General features: G+C 72.7%; 13 protein-coding genes. 2 read left to right on the forward strand and 11 right to left on the reverse strand.

Annotation, left to right across the window (positions count from 1 at the left end; all coding sequences use genetic code 11):
• Nucleotides 1-41 precede the first annotated feature (41 nt).
• The 3 genes from rplT to infC are packed head-to-tail and all read right to left on the reverse strand — an operon-like array spanning nucleotide 42 to nucleotide 1,315.
• The gene (gene rplT, locus MTP13_RS15765) at nucleotides 42-425 is read right to left on the reverse strand and encodes a 50S ribosomal protein L20 (RefSeq protein ID WP_189086013.1); all 384 of its coding nucleotides are present in this window, start codon (nucleotides 423-425) and stop codon (nucleotides 42-44) included.
• Nucleotides 426-454: 29 nt separating this feature from the next.
• Nucleotides 455-649 carry a 50S ribosomal protein L35 gene (gene rpmI / locus MTP13_RS15770; protein WP_243568617.1) on the reverse strand — a complete coding sequence of 65 codons (195 nt, stop codon included), beginning with the start codon at nucleotides 647-649 and terminating at the stop codon, nucleotides 455-457.
• A gap of 45 nt (nucleotides 650-694) precedes the next feature.
• Nucleotides 695-1,315 (reverse strand): translation initiation factor IF-3, encoded by a 621-nt coding sequence (gene infC / locus MTP13_RS15775; RefSeq protein WP_189086189.1) that lies wholly within the window; start codon nucleotides 1,313-1,315, stop codon nucleotides 695-697.
• A 278-nt stretch (nucleotides 1,316-1,593) separates the two neighbouring features.
• On the opposite strand from infC, the gene MTP13_RS15780 reads away from it, so the two are divergent.
• Nucleotides 1,594-2,001, forward strand: coding sequence for a DUF1844 domain-containing protein (locus tag MTP13_RS15780; RefSeq protein WP_189086015.1), 408 nt, complete (start codon nucleotides 1,594-1,596; stop codon nucleotides 1,999-2,001).
• A gap of 38 nt (nucleotides 2,002-2,039) precedes the next feature.
• On the opposite strand, the gene MTP13_RS15785 is transcribed toward MTP13_RS15780, so the two are convergent.
• The 8 genes from MTP13_RS15785 to MTP13_RS15820 form a co-directional block, all read right to left on the reverse strand.
• A complete protein-coding gene (locus MTP13_RS15785; RefSeq protein ID WP_243568618.1) occupies nucleotides 2,040-2,837 on the reverse strand; it encodes a DNA-formamidopyrimidine glycosylase family protein in 798 nt (265 codons plus the stop codon).
• Nucleotides 2,824-7,434: an ATP-dependent helicase gene (locus tag MTP13_RS15790; RefSeq protein ID WP_243568619.1), complete on the reverse strand. Its 4,611-nt coding sequence runs from the start codon at nucleotides 7,432-7,434 to the stop codon at nucleotides 2,824-2,826. Before MTP13_RS15790 ends, MTP13_RS15785 begins: the two co-directional genes overlap by 14 nt.
• 38 nt (nucleotides 7,435-7,472) lie before the next feature.
• On the reverse strand, nucleotides 7,473-8,321 hold the full coding sequence (locus tag MTP13_RS15795) for an SseB family protein (protein ID WP_243568620.1): 849 nt from the start codon (nucleotides 8,319-8,321) through the stop codon (nucleotides 7,473-7,475).
• Nucleotides 8,322-8,331: 10 nt separating this feature from the next.
• Entirely contained in the window at nucleotides 8,332-9,078 is a 747-nt protein-coding gene (priA, locus tag MTP13_RS15800) for a bifunctional 1-(5-phosphoribosyl)-5-((5-phosphoribosylamino)methylideneamino)imidazole-4-carboxamide isomerase/phosphoribosylanthranilate isomerase PriA (protein WP_189086019.1), read from the reverse strand.
• A 122-nt stretch (nucleotides 9,079-9,200) separates the two neighbouring features.
• The gene (gene hisH / locus MTP13_RS15805) at nucleotides 9,201-9,839 is read right to left on the reverse strand and encodes an imidazole glycerol phosphate synthase subunit HisH (protein WP_243568621.1); all 639 of its coding nucleotides are present in this window, start codon (nucleotides 9,837-9,839) and stop codon (nucleotides 9,201-9,203) included.
• Nucleotides 9,836-10,444 carry an imidazoleglycerol-phosphate dehydratase HisB gene (hisB, locus tag MTP13_RS15810; RefSeq protein ID WP_189086190.1) on the reverse strand — a complete coding sequence of 203 codons (609 nt, stop codon included), beginning with the start codon at nucleotides 10,442-10,444 and terminating at the stop codon, nucleotides 9,836-9,838. The genes hisH and hisB overlap by 4 nt, the downstream gene beginning before the upstream one ends.
• A 2-nt stretch (nucleotides 10,445-10,446) precedes the next feature.
• A complete protein-coding gene (locus MTP13_RS15815) occupies nucleotides 10,447-11,547 on the reverse strand; it encodes a histidinol-phosphate transaminase (protein WP_243568622.1) in 1,101 nt (366 codons plus the stop codon).
• Between the two features lie 60 nt (nucleotides 11,548-11,607).
• Nucleotides 11,608-11,976 carry a LysM peptidoglycan-binding domain-containing protein gene (locus MTP13_RS15820; protein ID WP_243568623.1) on the reverse strand — a complete coding sequence of 123 codons (369 nt, stop codon included), beginning with the start codon at nucleotides 11,974-11,976 and terminating at the stop codon, nucleotides 11,608-11,610.
• A 255-nt stretch (nucleotides 11,977-12,231) separates the two neighbouring features.
• Between MTP13_RS15820 and lexA the strand changes: the two genes are divergently transcribed.
• Complete coding sequence (lexA, locus tag MTP13_RS15825; protein ID WP_243568624.1) at nucleotides 12,232-12,921, forward strand: transcriptional repressor LexA; 690 nt, start codon at nucleotides 12,232-12,234, stop codon at nucleotides 12,919-12,921.
• The last annotated feature ends 5 nt before the right edge of the window (nucleotides 12,922-12,926 follow it).

The raw sequence follows: 12,926 nt of genomic DNA on the forward strand, positions 1-12,926 counted from the left end.
TCCTGTGCAGGATGCCGGGCCCTTCGGGTGCCGAAGCGACGTTACGCGGCCGAAGGCGCGTTGACGTCGGCGGGGAGCGCCTTCTTGGCGGTCTCGACGAGCGCCGCGAACGCGGTGGGCTCGTTCACCGCGAGCTCGGCCAGGATGCGACGGTCGACCTCGACGCCGGCCAGGCCAAGGCCCTGGATGAGGCGGTTGTAGGTGAGGCCGTTCGCACGCGAGGCCGCGTTGATCCGCTGGATCCACAGGCGACGGAAGTCGCCCTTCTTCTTGCGGCGGTCGTTGTACGAGTAGACGAGGGAGTGGGTGACCTGCTCCTTCGCCTTGCGGTAGAGGCGCGACCGCTGACCGCGGTAGCCCTCGGCGCGCTCGAGGATGACCCGACGCTTCTTGTGCGCATTGACAGCGCGCTTCACTCTTGCCATGACGTGTGTTCCTTACGGGTCTCTTCGGCTCAGCGGCCGAGAAGCTTCTTGATGACCTTGGCGTCGGGCGCCGCGGCGACCTTGTCCTGGTTCAGGCGGCGGGTGCGCACCGAGGACTTGCCCTCGAGGTTGTGGCGCATACCGGCCTGCTGCTTCTTGATCTTGCCGCTGCCGGTGATCTTGAAGCGCTTCTTGGACCCGGAGTGGGTCTTCTGCTTCGGCATCTCGTGTTCTCCTTGGATCTGCCGCCACGAATGACGGACGGGGTGTCAGGCTTCGTCCGTACCGGACTCTGCCGTCTGCGCCTCGGGCTCGCCGGCCTCGGCCGGTCGCGCCTTGGACGCAGCACGCTGTGCGTTCGCCTCGGCCTTGGCCTCGGACTTGTTCTTGAGCGGAGCGATGACCATGACCATGTTGCGGCCGTCGATGGTGGGCGTGTGCTCGACGGTGCCGAACTCCGCCACGTCCTCGGCGAAGCGCTGCAGCAGGCGGACGCCCATCTCGGGACGCGACTGCTCGCGACCGCGGAAGAGGATCATCGCCTTGACCTTGTCGCCGGCCTTCAGGAAGCCGACGGCGCGCTTCATCTTGGTCTCGTAGTCGTGCTTGTCGATCTTGAGGCGGAACCGGACCTCTTTGAGGATGGTGTTCGCCTGATTGCGCCGGGCCTCCTTGGCCTTCTGCGCAGCCTCGTACTTGTACTTGCCGTAGTCCATGATCTTGACGACCGGCGGGCGGGAGTTCGGTGCGACCTCGACGAGGTCGAGGTCCGCCTCCTGCGCGAGCCGCAGGGCCACCTCGATCTTCACGACGCCGACCTGCTCTCCGCCAGGACCCACGAGACGAACCTCGGGGACGCGGATACGGTCATTGGTACGCGGATCGCTGATGCGTGTCTCCTCTGCTCAAGGCATTCTTCAGAAGCCGATCGGGAGACGGATGCCGCCCGACGACGAGAGCGGCACTCCTTGCCAGAAATTCTGGCACGCACTTCGGCCTCGGAACGGATTCCGAGGGCTGGTGCGGCACCCTGACTACCCGGCCTCTCACGAGACCCGGCGGAGTGCAACGACCCGGTAACCTTGAGCGGTCAGCGCGGGTGGGAGAAGATCCACTTTCGTACCGGGGATGAACCCCGGAGCCCGCAGAAGTTTAGCAGAGGAAATCCGTGACCGACAATTCCGCCGAGTCCCCCGCCGCCCACTCGCACGGGGAGGAGGCCGAGCAGTACGCCGCAGCGGTCGCGGCTGAGGCCGCCGACGCCACCCGCGACATCGCCGAGGTGCCCGCCGTCGAGGTGATCACGACGGCCGCGGTGCACCTCATGAGCGCCGCCGCCGTGAAGGTCGGCCTCGCCGACGACCCCGACTCGCAGCTCGATCTCGACGAGGCCCGCAAGCTCATCAACGCCCTCGCCGGACTCATCACCGCCGGCGCCCCGGAGATCAGCGACATGCACGCCCGCTCGCTGCGCGACGGCCTGCGCTCGCTGCAGCTCGCGTTCCGCGAGACCTCGCCCATCCCCGACCCGATCGGTCAGGGCCCCGGCGAGAAGTGGACCGGCCCGGTCAGCTGAGCCGCGCGCGCCACCGGCGCCCCGTTCAGCCGCGCCGTTCAGCGCTGGCAGTTCGGGCAGAAGTAGATCACGCGCTCCTGCGGGTCGGTGACCGAATCGGTGCGTCCGCGGCCGAGTTCGCCGCGCTCGACGAGCGTGCCGCAGCGCCGGCACGGCGCCCCGCCCCGTCCGTACACCCAGAGCCGCGCGCCGCGCCGGTCGACGCCGGTCGTGACCCGTGCGGTGCGCTCGCGGTTGGCCCGGATCAGGCGGTGCGCCAGATCGACGATCCGCGCCGGGTCGCCCGCCTCGGCGACGGGCCGCTCCGGGCGGATGCCGCGGAGGAAGCACAGCTCGTTCACGTAGACGTTGCCGAGCCCCGCCATGACGCGCTGGTCGAGCAGCGCGACCGCGATCGGCTGCTCGCCCCGTGCGGCGAGCCTCGCGGTCGCCTCGACCGGGTCCCAGTCGTCGCCGAGCAGATCGGGGCCGAGCCTGGCGAGGGCCGCGTCCTCCGCGTCGCGCGGCAGCAGCTCGACCTCGCCGAGCTCGAAGCCCACCGCGACGGCCTCGTCGTTCGCGAGCACGAGCCGCGCGAGGTGGGCGGGCTTGCCCCAGGGCTGGCCGGGCGTGTAGACCCGCCACTCGCCCTCCATCTTGAGGTGGCTGCGGACGCTCCACGACGGCGTGCGGACGAGCAGGTGCTTGCCGCGGCTCACGACCTGCTCGACGAGCTCCCCGCGAAGGTCGGCGGTCGCGTAGCGCGGCACGCGGAAGTCGCTGCGGACGAGCACCCGGCCGGCGAGGGCGTCCCCGAGCCGCGCGGCGGCCCGATAGACGGTGTCACCTTCGGGCATCGAGCCGCACCCCCTTCGGGGTCTCGCCGAAGCCCGCAGCGCTCAGCGCGCGACCGAAGGGCGTGCCGAGCACGAAGACCCCGTTGACCGACTCCACGGCGAGCCGGCGCACGCGGCCCGAGCGCACGAGCTCCGCGAGCGCGGCGGCTGCGGCCTGCAGCGTCTGCTCGTCGTCGCGGTACGCCAGCACCGTCTTGCCGCCGCGCTCGACGTACAGCACGAGCTCGCCGTCGACGAGCACCACGATGGCGCCCGCCTTGCGCGCGGCCCGGTGCGAGCTCTCCCCCGGCGGGTCCGGCCACGGCAGCGCGGCGCCGTAGGCGTTCGCCGGATCGGTGGCCGCGAGCGCGACGGGCCGGGGCACCGAAGCGGATGGCTCGCGACCGCCCGCGCCCCCGGCGTCCGACGTTCGGCGCGCCGGCGGGCGCTCCGTGCCGGACTCGCGGTCGCCCGCGGGCTCGGTGAAGCCGCGGAGCCGGTCGACGGCGCCCGGCGCGGCGAACTGCGCGGCGCCGAGGCGCTCGACGTAGTACCCGCGCCGGGAACGGCCCGAGTCCTCGAAGCCGCGCAGGGTCTTGTAGGCGAGCGCGAAGCCGCCGAGCACGCCCTCCGCGACGACGCTGCCGCGGGTGACCACGCCGTAACGATCGAGCAGCGTCTCGCCGAGCGCGTGCGCGCGCCGGGTGGCGTCCTCGTCGGCGACGGGCAGCACCGACCAGCGGCCCGCGACGGACGGCGGCCCGCTGCGGCTCGGCATCGTGGCCCGGGGCAGCGCACGGCCTCGGAGCATCCTCGCCCGTGGCGCCGGGCGCGAAGACTTGTGCGCGCTGCGCCCCGCACCGACCAGCGCGCGCACGGGCGCGAAGGTGTCGCCCGTGACGAGCCCCGACCAGGCCAGCCCCCACAGCCCCTCGACCAGTGCCGCGTCGTCGGGCGCGTGCTCGAGCTCGCCGAAGGCGCCCACCGCATCGGCCAGCTGCCGGAAGAAGAACGCGCCCCCCGAGCCGAGCGCGACGAGGAGCTCGCGTTGCACCGGGTCGAGCTCGAGCGGCGCCGGAGCGGGCAGGGTGAGCGGAGCGGTCTCGGCCAGGTGCAGGGTGACCCAGCCGTCGTCGCCGGCCAGTGCACCGGAGCCGGCCCAGAGCACCTCGCCGGCCGCCATCAGCTCGTCGAGCATCGCCGGCGAGTAGTCGGCCACCCGGGCCGGCAGCACGAGCGACTCCCAGGCCGAGGCGGGCAGCCGCGCACCCTCGAGCTGTTCGATGACGGCGACCACGCCGTCGAGGCCCCGCAGCGTGCCGCCCACGTGCTGCCAGGCCGGGAGGAAGCGCGCGAGCGCCTCCTGCGGCACCGGCTCGATCTCGTGCCGGAGGGCCGCGAGCGAGCGACGCCGGAGCCGGCGCAGCACCTCCGCGTCGCACCACTCGGTCGCGGTGCCGTGCGGGCGGAACTCCCCCTCGACGACCCGGCGCTCGTCGGCGAGCCGGCGCAGTGCCGCGCGGGCGACCGCGACGCCGATGCCGAAGCGCTCGGCGGCCTCTTCGACTGCGAAAGGCCCGTGGGTGCGTGCGTACCGTCCGACGAGGTCGCCGAGCGGATCCGCGACCCCCTCGCCGAACGCCGCGGCGACCCCCGGCGGCACGGGCACGCCGAGCGCGTCGCGCAGCCGGCCGACGTCTTCGACCGCCGCGGCGAACTCGGCGCCGGCGAACGAGACCCGCACCGCCCGCCGCTCCGCGACGAGCTCGGCCAGGGCGGCCGCGGCGTCAGTGCCCGCGTTGACCCGGGCCGCGAGCTCGTCGTCGCGGAGGGGACCGAGCACGCGTAGGAGATCGGCGACGCCCTCGACGCCCTTGGCCCGGCGATCCGGGGCGAGCCGCTGCAGTTCGGCCTCGGTCTCGTCGATGACGCCGGGGTCGAGGAGCTCGCGCAGCTCGACGCGGCCGAGCAGTTCGCCGAGCAGCGACTGGTCGATCGCGAGCGCCGCGGCGCGACGCTCGGCGAGCGGCGAGTCGCCCTCGTACATGAACGCGCCGACGTAGCCGAACAGCAGGGCGCTCGCGAAGGGGCTCGGCGTGTCGGTGGTGACCTCGACGAGCCGCACCCGCCGCGCCGCGATGTCGGCGGCGATCTCGACGAGCCCGGGCACGTCGTAGACGTCTTGCAGCACCTCGCGCACCGTCTCGAGGATGATCGGGAACGTGGGGTACGCGCTCGCGACCTCGAGGAGCTGGGCGGCTTTCTGCCGCTGCTGCCAGAGCGGTGAGCGGCGGCCGGGCTGGTACTGCGGCAGCAGCAGCGCCCGCGCCGCGCACTCCCGGAAGCGGCTCGCGAACAGCGCGGATCCGCCGACCTCGTCGGCGACGAGCTGCTCGAGCTCGCCCGTCTCGAAGACGAAGAGCTCTGCCCCGGGCGGGTCGACCCCGGTGTCGGGCACCCGCACGATGATGCCGTCGTCGGACGCCACGGCCGAGCCGTCGACACCCAGCCGCTCGCGCACCCGGGCCGCGACGGCGAGCGCCCACGGCGCGTGCACGGGCATGCCGAACGGGGAGTGCAGGATGACGCGCCAGTCGCCGAGCTCGTCGCGGGTGCGTTCGACGACGAGCGTGCGGTCGCTCGGCACCTGTCCGGTGGCGCGCGCCTGGTCGGCGAGGAAGGCGACGAGATTGCGTGCGGCGTTGTCGTCGAGCCCGGCGGCGCGGAGCCGGGCGAGCGCCGGCGACTCCTCGGCGGCCCCGAGCTCGCGCATGAACGCCCCGAGCGCCCGGCCGAGCTCCGCTGGACGGCCGAGCGCATCGCCCTTCCAGAAGGGCACACGGCCGGGCTGACCGAAGGCGGGCACGACGTTCACTCGGTCGAAGGTGATCTCCTGGATGCGCCAGCTCGTCGCCCCGAGCGCGAACACGTCGCCGACCCGGGACTCGTACACCATCTCTTCGTCGAGCTCGCCGACGCGGCGCGCCGCGCCTTCGTCGGCGCCCACGAGGAACACGCCGAACATGCCGCGATCGGGAATGGTGCCGCCGTTCGTCACCGCGAGCCGCTGCGCGCCGGGTCGGCCGGTGAGGACGCCCTGCTCGCGGTGCCAGACCAGGCGCGGGCGCAGCTCGCCGAAGCGGTCGGACGGGTAGCGCCCCGCCAGGAGGTCGAGGGTCGCCTCGTACGCCGAGCGGGGCAGCGCGGAGAACGGCGCCGAACGGCGGAGCGTCGCGAACCAGCCCTCGACGTCGAGCTCGTCGACGGCCGCCGCGGCGATGGTCTGCTGAGCGAGGATGTCGAGCGGGTTCGCGGGGACTCGGAGCGTCTCGATCGCGCCGGCGAGCATGCGCTCGGAGGCGACGGCGGTGTGCACCAGATCGGCCCGATTCTTGGGGAACATCACCCCGCGGGAGACCTCGCCGACCTGGTGACCGGCCCGACCGAGGCGCTGCAGGCCGCTCGCCACCGAGGGCGGCGCCTCGACCTGCACGACCAGGTCGACCGCCCCCATGTCGATGCCGAGCTCGAGGCTCGAGGTGGCGACGACGCAACGGAGGCGGCCGGACTTCAGGTCGTCCTCGATCTCGGCCCGCTGCTCCTTGCTGACCGAGCCGTGGTGCGCCCGGGCGATGACGGGCGGGGCGCCGTTCGTCTGCCCCGACTGCGCCATGACCTGCGCCGGCGGCCCGCCGGCGGCGGCCGCGACGGCCAGCTCCTCGCGCTCGACCTCTTCGAGCTGCAGCTCGTTGAGCCTGGCCGTCAGCCGCTCGGCGAGGCGGCGGGAGTTCGCGAAGACGATCGACGAGCGGTTCGCGAGCACCTGATCGAGGATCGCCTGTTCGACGTGCGGCCAGATCGAGCCCGTGGCGTCGTCGCTCGCGGGCAGCTGCGCCATGTCTTCGACGGGCACCACGACGCGCAGCTCGAAACGCTTGTCGGCCGGGGGCGCGACGATCTCGACGGGAGCGCTCGCGCAGAGGAAGCGCGCCACCTCTTCGACGGGACGCACCGTGGCCGAGAGCCCGATGCGCTGCGCCGGACGTTCCAGCAGTGCGTCGAGGCGCTCGAGGGTCACGGCGAGGTGCGCGCCCCGCTTCGTGCCGGCGACCGCGTGGATCTCGTCGACGATGACCGTCTCGACGGAGCGGAGCGTCTCACGCGCCTGCGAGGTCAGCATGAGGAAGAGCGACTCGGGCGTCGTGATGAGGATGTCGGGCGGGTGCCGCTGCAGCGCGCGTCGCTCGTCGGCCGGGGTGTCGCCCGACCGCACGCCGACCGTGATCGGCGGCGGGGTCTCGTCGAGCCGCTCGGCCACCCGGGCGATACCCGTGAGCGGCGCGCGCAGATTGCGCTCGACGTCGACGCCGAGCGCCTTCAGCGGCGAGAGGTACACCACCCGCGTGCCCGGCTCACGGGCGGGCTCGCGATGCAGCCGGTCGATGGCCGAGAGGAAGGCCGAGAGCGTCTTGCCCGAGCCGGTGGGGGCGACGACGAGGGCGTGCGACCCCCGCCCGATCGCCGACCAGGCCCCGGCCTGCACGGGCGTCGGCGCGCGGAACGCCTCGGTGAACCACGTGCGCGTGGCCGCCGAGAACGCCGTGAGCGCATCCGTCATGCACCCATTCAAGCGGATGCCGCCGACACGCCGGCGGTTCAGGCCGCGCGGCCGCCGACGAGACGGACCGCGAGCGAGTCGACGCCGGTCGCGATGGCGTCGTCCTCCGCCCAGCGGCGGGCGAGCCGGCTGGTCGTGGCGTCGAGCTCCTCGCGGGTGAGCCCCTCCACGAGGTGCAGCACGACGACGAGCTCGGGCCCGGCGAGCTGCGAGAGCGGATCGCCCGCGGCGAGGTCGATGCCGAGCACCGCGAGCTCGCTGCCGATCGAGCGCTCGAACGCGAGCCGCACCGGTACGGACTCGAACGGCGGCAGCCAGCCGTGCGACTGGGCGACCGCCCAGACCGCGGGCCGGCGCAGCACGAACTCGTTCCCCGAGCCGGGGTCGAGCACCACGAGCTCCGTGCCGTCGTCGGCGGCCGCGAGGCACACCCGCACGCCGTCGGCGGGAACCGGCCGCGCCTCCGGGTTCCAGGTGCGCATCGCCTCGACGGAGGAGAACACGGGCAGCACGCGCCGACCGTCCGGCGCCTTCACCGTGACGATCGAGAGCTCCTGGCTCTTGTCGACGGCGTGGCCGTGCGGGCCGATCTCGGCACCGCCGGACTCCCCCGAGCCGGCCGACGGGTCGCCGAGCTCCGCGAGGAGCGGGATCAGCAGCCGCGCACGGCCGAACGCGTCGACCACCGCCGCCTGCGAGCCGTCGCCGTCGCGGAACCGGGCGAGCGCGGCGCCGAGCTCCGGCGGCGTCGAGCCGTCGTCGCCCGCGTGCGGGTTCGCCTCGAAGGCGCGACCGGCCCACGGGACGCCCGCCGAGTCGGCCAGGTGCGCGGGAAGCTCCCGTGCGCCATCCTGGCCGTCGGTGCCGGCCGCCTCGGCGTCGTTCATCGCCGGGCCGTCAGTAGCCGGCGACGTCGAGCGCCTCGGCGAGCGTGAACGCGCCCGCGTAGAGCGCCTTGCCGACGATCGAGCCTTCGAGGCCCAGCGGCACGAGCTCGCGGAGCGCCGCGATGTCGTCGAGGTTCGAGACGCCGCCGGAGGCGACGACCGGGCGGTGCGTGCGCTCCATGACCTGGCGGAGCAGCTCGAGGTTCGGTCCCTGCAGCGTGCCGTCCTTGGTCACGTCCGTGACGACGTAGCGGGCGGCCCCGGCCTCCTCGAGGCGGTCCATGACCTGCCAGAGGTCGCCGCCGTCCTTCGTCCAGCCGCGCGCGGCCAGCGTCGTGCCGCGCACGTCGAGGCCGATCGCGATGGCCTCGCCGTACTGGGCGATGACCGAGGCGGCCCACTCGGGGTTCTCGAGCGCCGCGGTGCCGAGGTTGATGCGCTTCGCGCCGATCTCGAGCGCGTTCTCGAGCGAGGCGTCGTCGCGGATGCCGCCGGAGAGCTCGACGTTCACGCCGCGCACCTGGCGGATGACCTTCTTCAGGATGCCCGCGTTCGAGCCGCGGCCGAAGGCGGCGTCGAGGTCGACGAGGTGGATCCAGTCGGCGCCCTGATCGGCCCACTCGGCCGCGGCGTCGACGGGGTCGCCGTAGTTGGTCTCGGTGCCCGCCTCCCCCTTGGTCAGGCGGACGGCCTTGCCGCCGGCGACGTCGACGGCCGGCAGGAGCACCAGGCGGGGGGTGTGGTTGAACTCGCTCATCACTGTCCTCGGAGAGAAGGCCGCTGTGCGGCACTCGGGCACAGTCACAGCATCCTAGTCGCGGCCGGTGGCCGCGATTGACACGTGACGATCAGGGTCGGGACGCCGGGGCGTCGCGCCGGTCAGGAAAGGGTGCCGATCCAGTTGGAGAGCAGGCGGATGCCGGCATCCGCGGACTTCTCCGGGTGGAACTGCGTGGCCGAGAGCGGGCCGTTCTCGACCGCGGCCAGGAAGCGGCCGCCGTGCTCGGCCCAGGTGAGCGAGGGCTGCGGGAACGGCGGGATCACATCGAGGCTCCACCGCTGGGCGGCGAAGGAGTGCACGAAGTAGAAGCGCTCGTCCTCGATGCCGTCGAAGAGCGCGCTGCCGGCGTCGGGCGTCACCGTGTTCCAGCCCATGTGCGGCAGCACCTCGGCCGGCAGCTCGGTGACCTCGCCCGGCCACTCGCCGAGCCCCTCGGTGTCGGTGCCGCGCTCGACGCCGCGCTCGAACATGACCTGCATGCCGACGCAGATGCCGAGCACGGGGCGCCCGCCCGCGAGTCGCCGATCGATGAGCTCGTCGCCGCGCACGGCGCGGAGCTGCTCCATCACGGCGCGAAAGGCGCCGACGCCGGGCACGACGAGCCCGTCGGCCTCCATCACCGCCGCGCGGGCCGCGGTGACCTCGACGTCGGCCCCCGCCCGCTCGAGCGCCTTCGCCGCCGAGTGGACGTTGCCGGAGCCGTAGTCGAGGACGACGACGCGCCGGGTGCGGCTCACAGCGCGCCCTTCGTGGACGGGATGCCGACGACGAGCGGGTCGAGCGCCTTGGCCTGCCGGAACGCCCGCGCGAAGGCCTTGAACTCGGCCTCGGCGATGTGGTGCGGGTCGCGTCCGCCGAGCACGCGGACGTGCACGGTGAGGCCGGCGTTGAACGTGATGGCCTCGAAGACGTGGCGCACCATCGACCCCGTGAAGTGGCCGCCGATGAGGTGGAACTCGAAGCCCTCGGGCTCGCCCGTGTGCACGAGGTACGGCCGACCCGAGATGTCGACGACGGCCTGCGCGAGCGCCTCGTCGAGCGGGACGAGTGCGTCGCCGTAGCGCGAGATGCCGCGCTTGTCGCCGAGCGCCTGGCGGATGGCCTGGCCGAGCACGATGCCGGTGTCCTCGACGGTGTGGTGCACGTCGATGTGCACGTCGCCGCTGGCGCGCACGGTGAGATCGCTCAGCGAGTGCTTGGCGAAGGCGGTGAGCAGGTGGTCGTAGAACGGGACGCCCGTCTCGATGTCGCTCGTGCCGGTGCCGTCGAGATCGATGGAGAGGTCGATGCTCGACTCGCTCGTCTCGCGCTGGACGCGGGCCGTGCGGTGCTGGTTCGCCATGGTCATGCTCCGATCCTATTCGCGGCGCTCGGCGCGAACAGCGCGATCGCCTCGAGGAACGCGGTCGTCTCCGCCTCGGTGCCCGCGCTCACCCGGAGGCTGCCGGGCAGGCCGATGTCGCGGATCAGGACGCCCCGCTCGAGGAGCGCCTGCCAGAGCGCCGCCGGTTCCTCGACGCCGCCGAACAGCACGAAGTTCGACCCGCTCCGGTACGGGCGGAAGCCGAGGCCGCCGAGCTCGCGCACGATGCGCTCGCGCTGTCCGCGGATCTCGTCGACCATCGCGAGCATCTCGTCGCTGTGCGCGAGGGCGGCCAGGGCCGCGGCCTGGGTGAGGGCGGAGAGGTGGTACGGGAGCCGCACGAGACGGAGGGCGTCGATCACCGCCGGATCGGCGGCGAGGTAGCCGACCCGCGCACCCGCGAAGGCGAAGGCCTTGCTCATCGTGCGCGAGACGACGAGGCGCGGCCGGCCCTCGAGGAGCTCGAGCGCGCTCGGCGTGCCGGGGTCCGCGAACTCGAAGTAGGCCTCGTCGACGATCACGATGCCGCGCGCGGCATCGGCGACGGCGCGGATGGTGTCGAGCGACACCGGGGTACCGGTGGGGTTGTTCGGCGCGCAGAGGAAGACGACGTCGGGATCGTGCTGCTCGATGGCCGCGACGGCCGTCTCGGCGCTCAACTCGTAGTCGGCGTCGCGCGGGGCGTCGATCCACTCCGTGCCGGTGCCGGAGGCGAGCAGCGAGTACATCGAGTAGGTGGGCGAGAAGCCGAGCGCCCGGCGCCCGGGGCCGCCGAACGCCTGCAGCAGGTGCTGCAGCACCTCGTTCGAGCCGTTGGCCGCCCAGATCTGCTCGGGCGCGAGACCGTGTCCGAGGTAGCGGGCGAACGCCTCGCGCAGTGCGGTGAACTCCCGATCGGGGTACCGGTTCAGCTGGAGGATGGCCGCCGCCACTCGCGCGACGATGTCGTGCGCCACATCTTCGGGAATCGGGTGCGTGTTCTCGTTCACGTTGAGCGCGACCGGAACGATCTTCTGCGGCGCTCCGTAGGGCGAGCGCCCCCTGAGGTCATCGCGGATGGGCAGATCTTCGAAGCTCGTCACCACTTCATGCTAGTGATGCGCGGCACCCTGTGACGCCGCGATCACGCGGCGTCGGAGCGCTCAGTTCGCGGCGGGAAGCGCCAGGCGCTGGCCCGGCTCGACCACCGAGGAGTCGAGCCCGTTCAGTCGGATGATGTCGTCGATGACCACCCGCGGATCGGCCCCGGGGTCGGTCGCCTCGGCGATCTCCCACAGGGTGTCGCCGGCGCCGACCGTGACGTACTCGAAGCTCGCGCCCGGGCCGCCGACCGCGTCGTCGGCCGCCGCGACTCCGGCGCCGAGCACGCTCAGTGCCGCCCAGATGACGAGCGGGAGCGCCCCGAGGGTCGTGAAGACGACCCGACCGCGTCGGGTCAGTCGAAGCCGCGTGCGGGCACCTGCGAAGCCGTTCGCGGTGAACTCGGCACCGCTTGCTACCACTGCGCTCATCTCAACACCTCCAGGAGAATCGCACCCGGCCCTCGGCCGGGAGGGCCGGATGCGAAGCTGTGTTCCGAATCTATCTTCGATTGTTCGAATCTGCAAGCCGTTCTTCGAACATTGCGCCACGTCGGATTCGCGACACACTCGAAGGAATGTTTGCCGCACCCGCGTTGCGCGGATACAGTTTCGAATGTCAGAACAGAGTCCATCAGGGACCACCGACATTCCGGTCGCAAGACCGCCGACGAGGGGCGTCAGCACGTGAGCACCGAGACCGAGGGCAGCAAACCGGCCGCACGTGCGCGCCGCCGCAAGAGCCTCAGCGCGAAGCAGATCTCGATCCTCGAGGTCATCCAGCGCTCCGTTGCGACGCGGGGCTATCCGCCGAGCATGCGCGAGATCGGCGACGCCGTGGGCCTGTCCTCGCTGTCGAGCGTCACGCACCAGCTGAACCAGCTCGAGCTGGCCGGCTACCTGCGCCGCGACCCGAACCGTCCCCGCGCGCTCGAGGTGCTGATCGAGCTCCCAGGCAGCGACGAGCGCCAGCCGAGCGAGGGCGAGCCGATCCCCGTCGGCGACGCGGCGATGGTGCCGCTCGTCGGCCGCATCGCCGCCGGCATCCCGATCACCGCCGAGCAGCAGATCGACGAGGTCTTCCCCCTCCCCCGCCAGCTCGTGGGCAAGGGCGAGCTGTTCATGCTGAAAGTGGTCGGCGATTCCATGGTCGACGCGGCCATCTGCGACGGCGACTGGGTCGTCGTGCGATCGCAGCGCACCGCGGAGAACGGCGAGATCGTCGCGGCCATGCTCGACGAGGAGGCGACCGTGAAGGTCTTCCGGCAGCGCGACGGCCACACCTGGCTGCTCCCCCGCAACAGCGCCTTCGAGCCCATCCTGGGCGACGACGCCGAGGTGCTCGGCAAGGTCGTCGCGGTGCTCCGCGCGGTCTGACGCCG

This window comes from Agromyces soli (assembly GCF_022811605.1).
GTDB classification, from domain to species: domain Bacteria; phylum Actinomycetota; class Actinomycetes; order Actinomycetales; family Microbacteriaceae; genus Agromyces; species Agromyces soli.

Bases quoted from the DNA above. Each gene is read 5' to 3' on its own strand.
- rplT (WP_189086013.1), bottom strand. From the start codon at position 425: ATGGCAAGAGTGAAGCGCGCTGTCAATGCGCACAAGAAGCGTCGGGTC.
- rpmI (WP_243568617.1), bottom strand. From the start codon at position 649: ATGCCGAAGCAGAAGACCCACTCCGGGTCCAAGAAGCGCTTCAAGATC.
- MTP13_RS15785 (WP_243568618.1), bottom strand. From the start codon at position 2,837: ATGCCCGAAGGTGACACCGTCTATCGGGCCGCCGCGCGGCTCGGGGAC.
- MTP13_RS15790 (WP_243568619.1), bottom strand. From the start codon at position 7,434: ATGACGGATGCGCTCACGGCGTTCTCGGCGGCCACGCGCACGTGGTTC.
- MTP13_RS15795 (WP_243568620.1), bottom strand. From the start codon at position 8,321: ATGAACGACGCCGAGGCGGCCGGCACCGACGGCCAGGATGGCGCACGG.
- priA (WP_189086019.1), bottom strand. From the start codon at position 9,078: ATGAGCGAGTTCAACCACACCCCCCGCCTGGTGCTCCTGCCGGCCGTC.
- hisB (WP_189086190.1), bottom strand. From the start codon at position 10,444: ATGGCGAACCAGCACCGCACGGCCCGCGTCCAGCGCGAGACGAGCGAG.
- MTP13_RS15820 (WP_243568623.1), bottom strand. From the start codon at position 11,976: ATGAGCGCAGTGGTAGCAAGCGGTGCCGAGTTCACCGCGAACGGCTTC.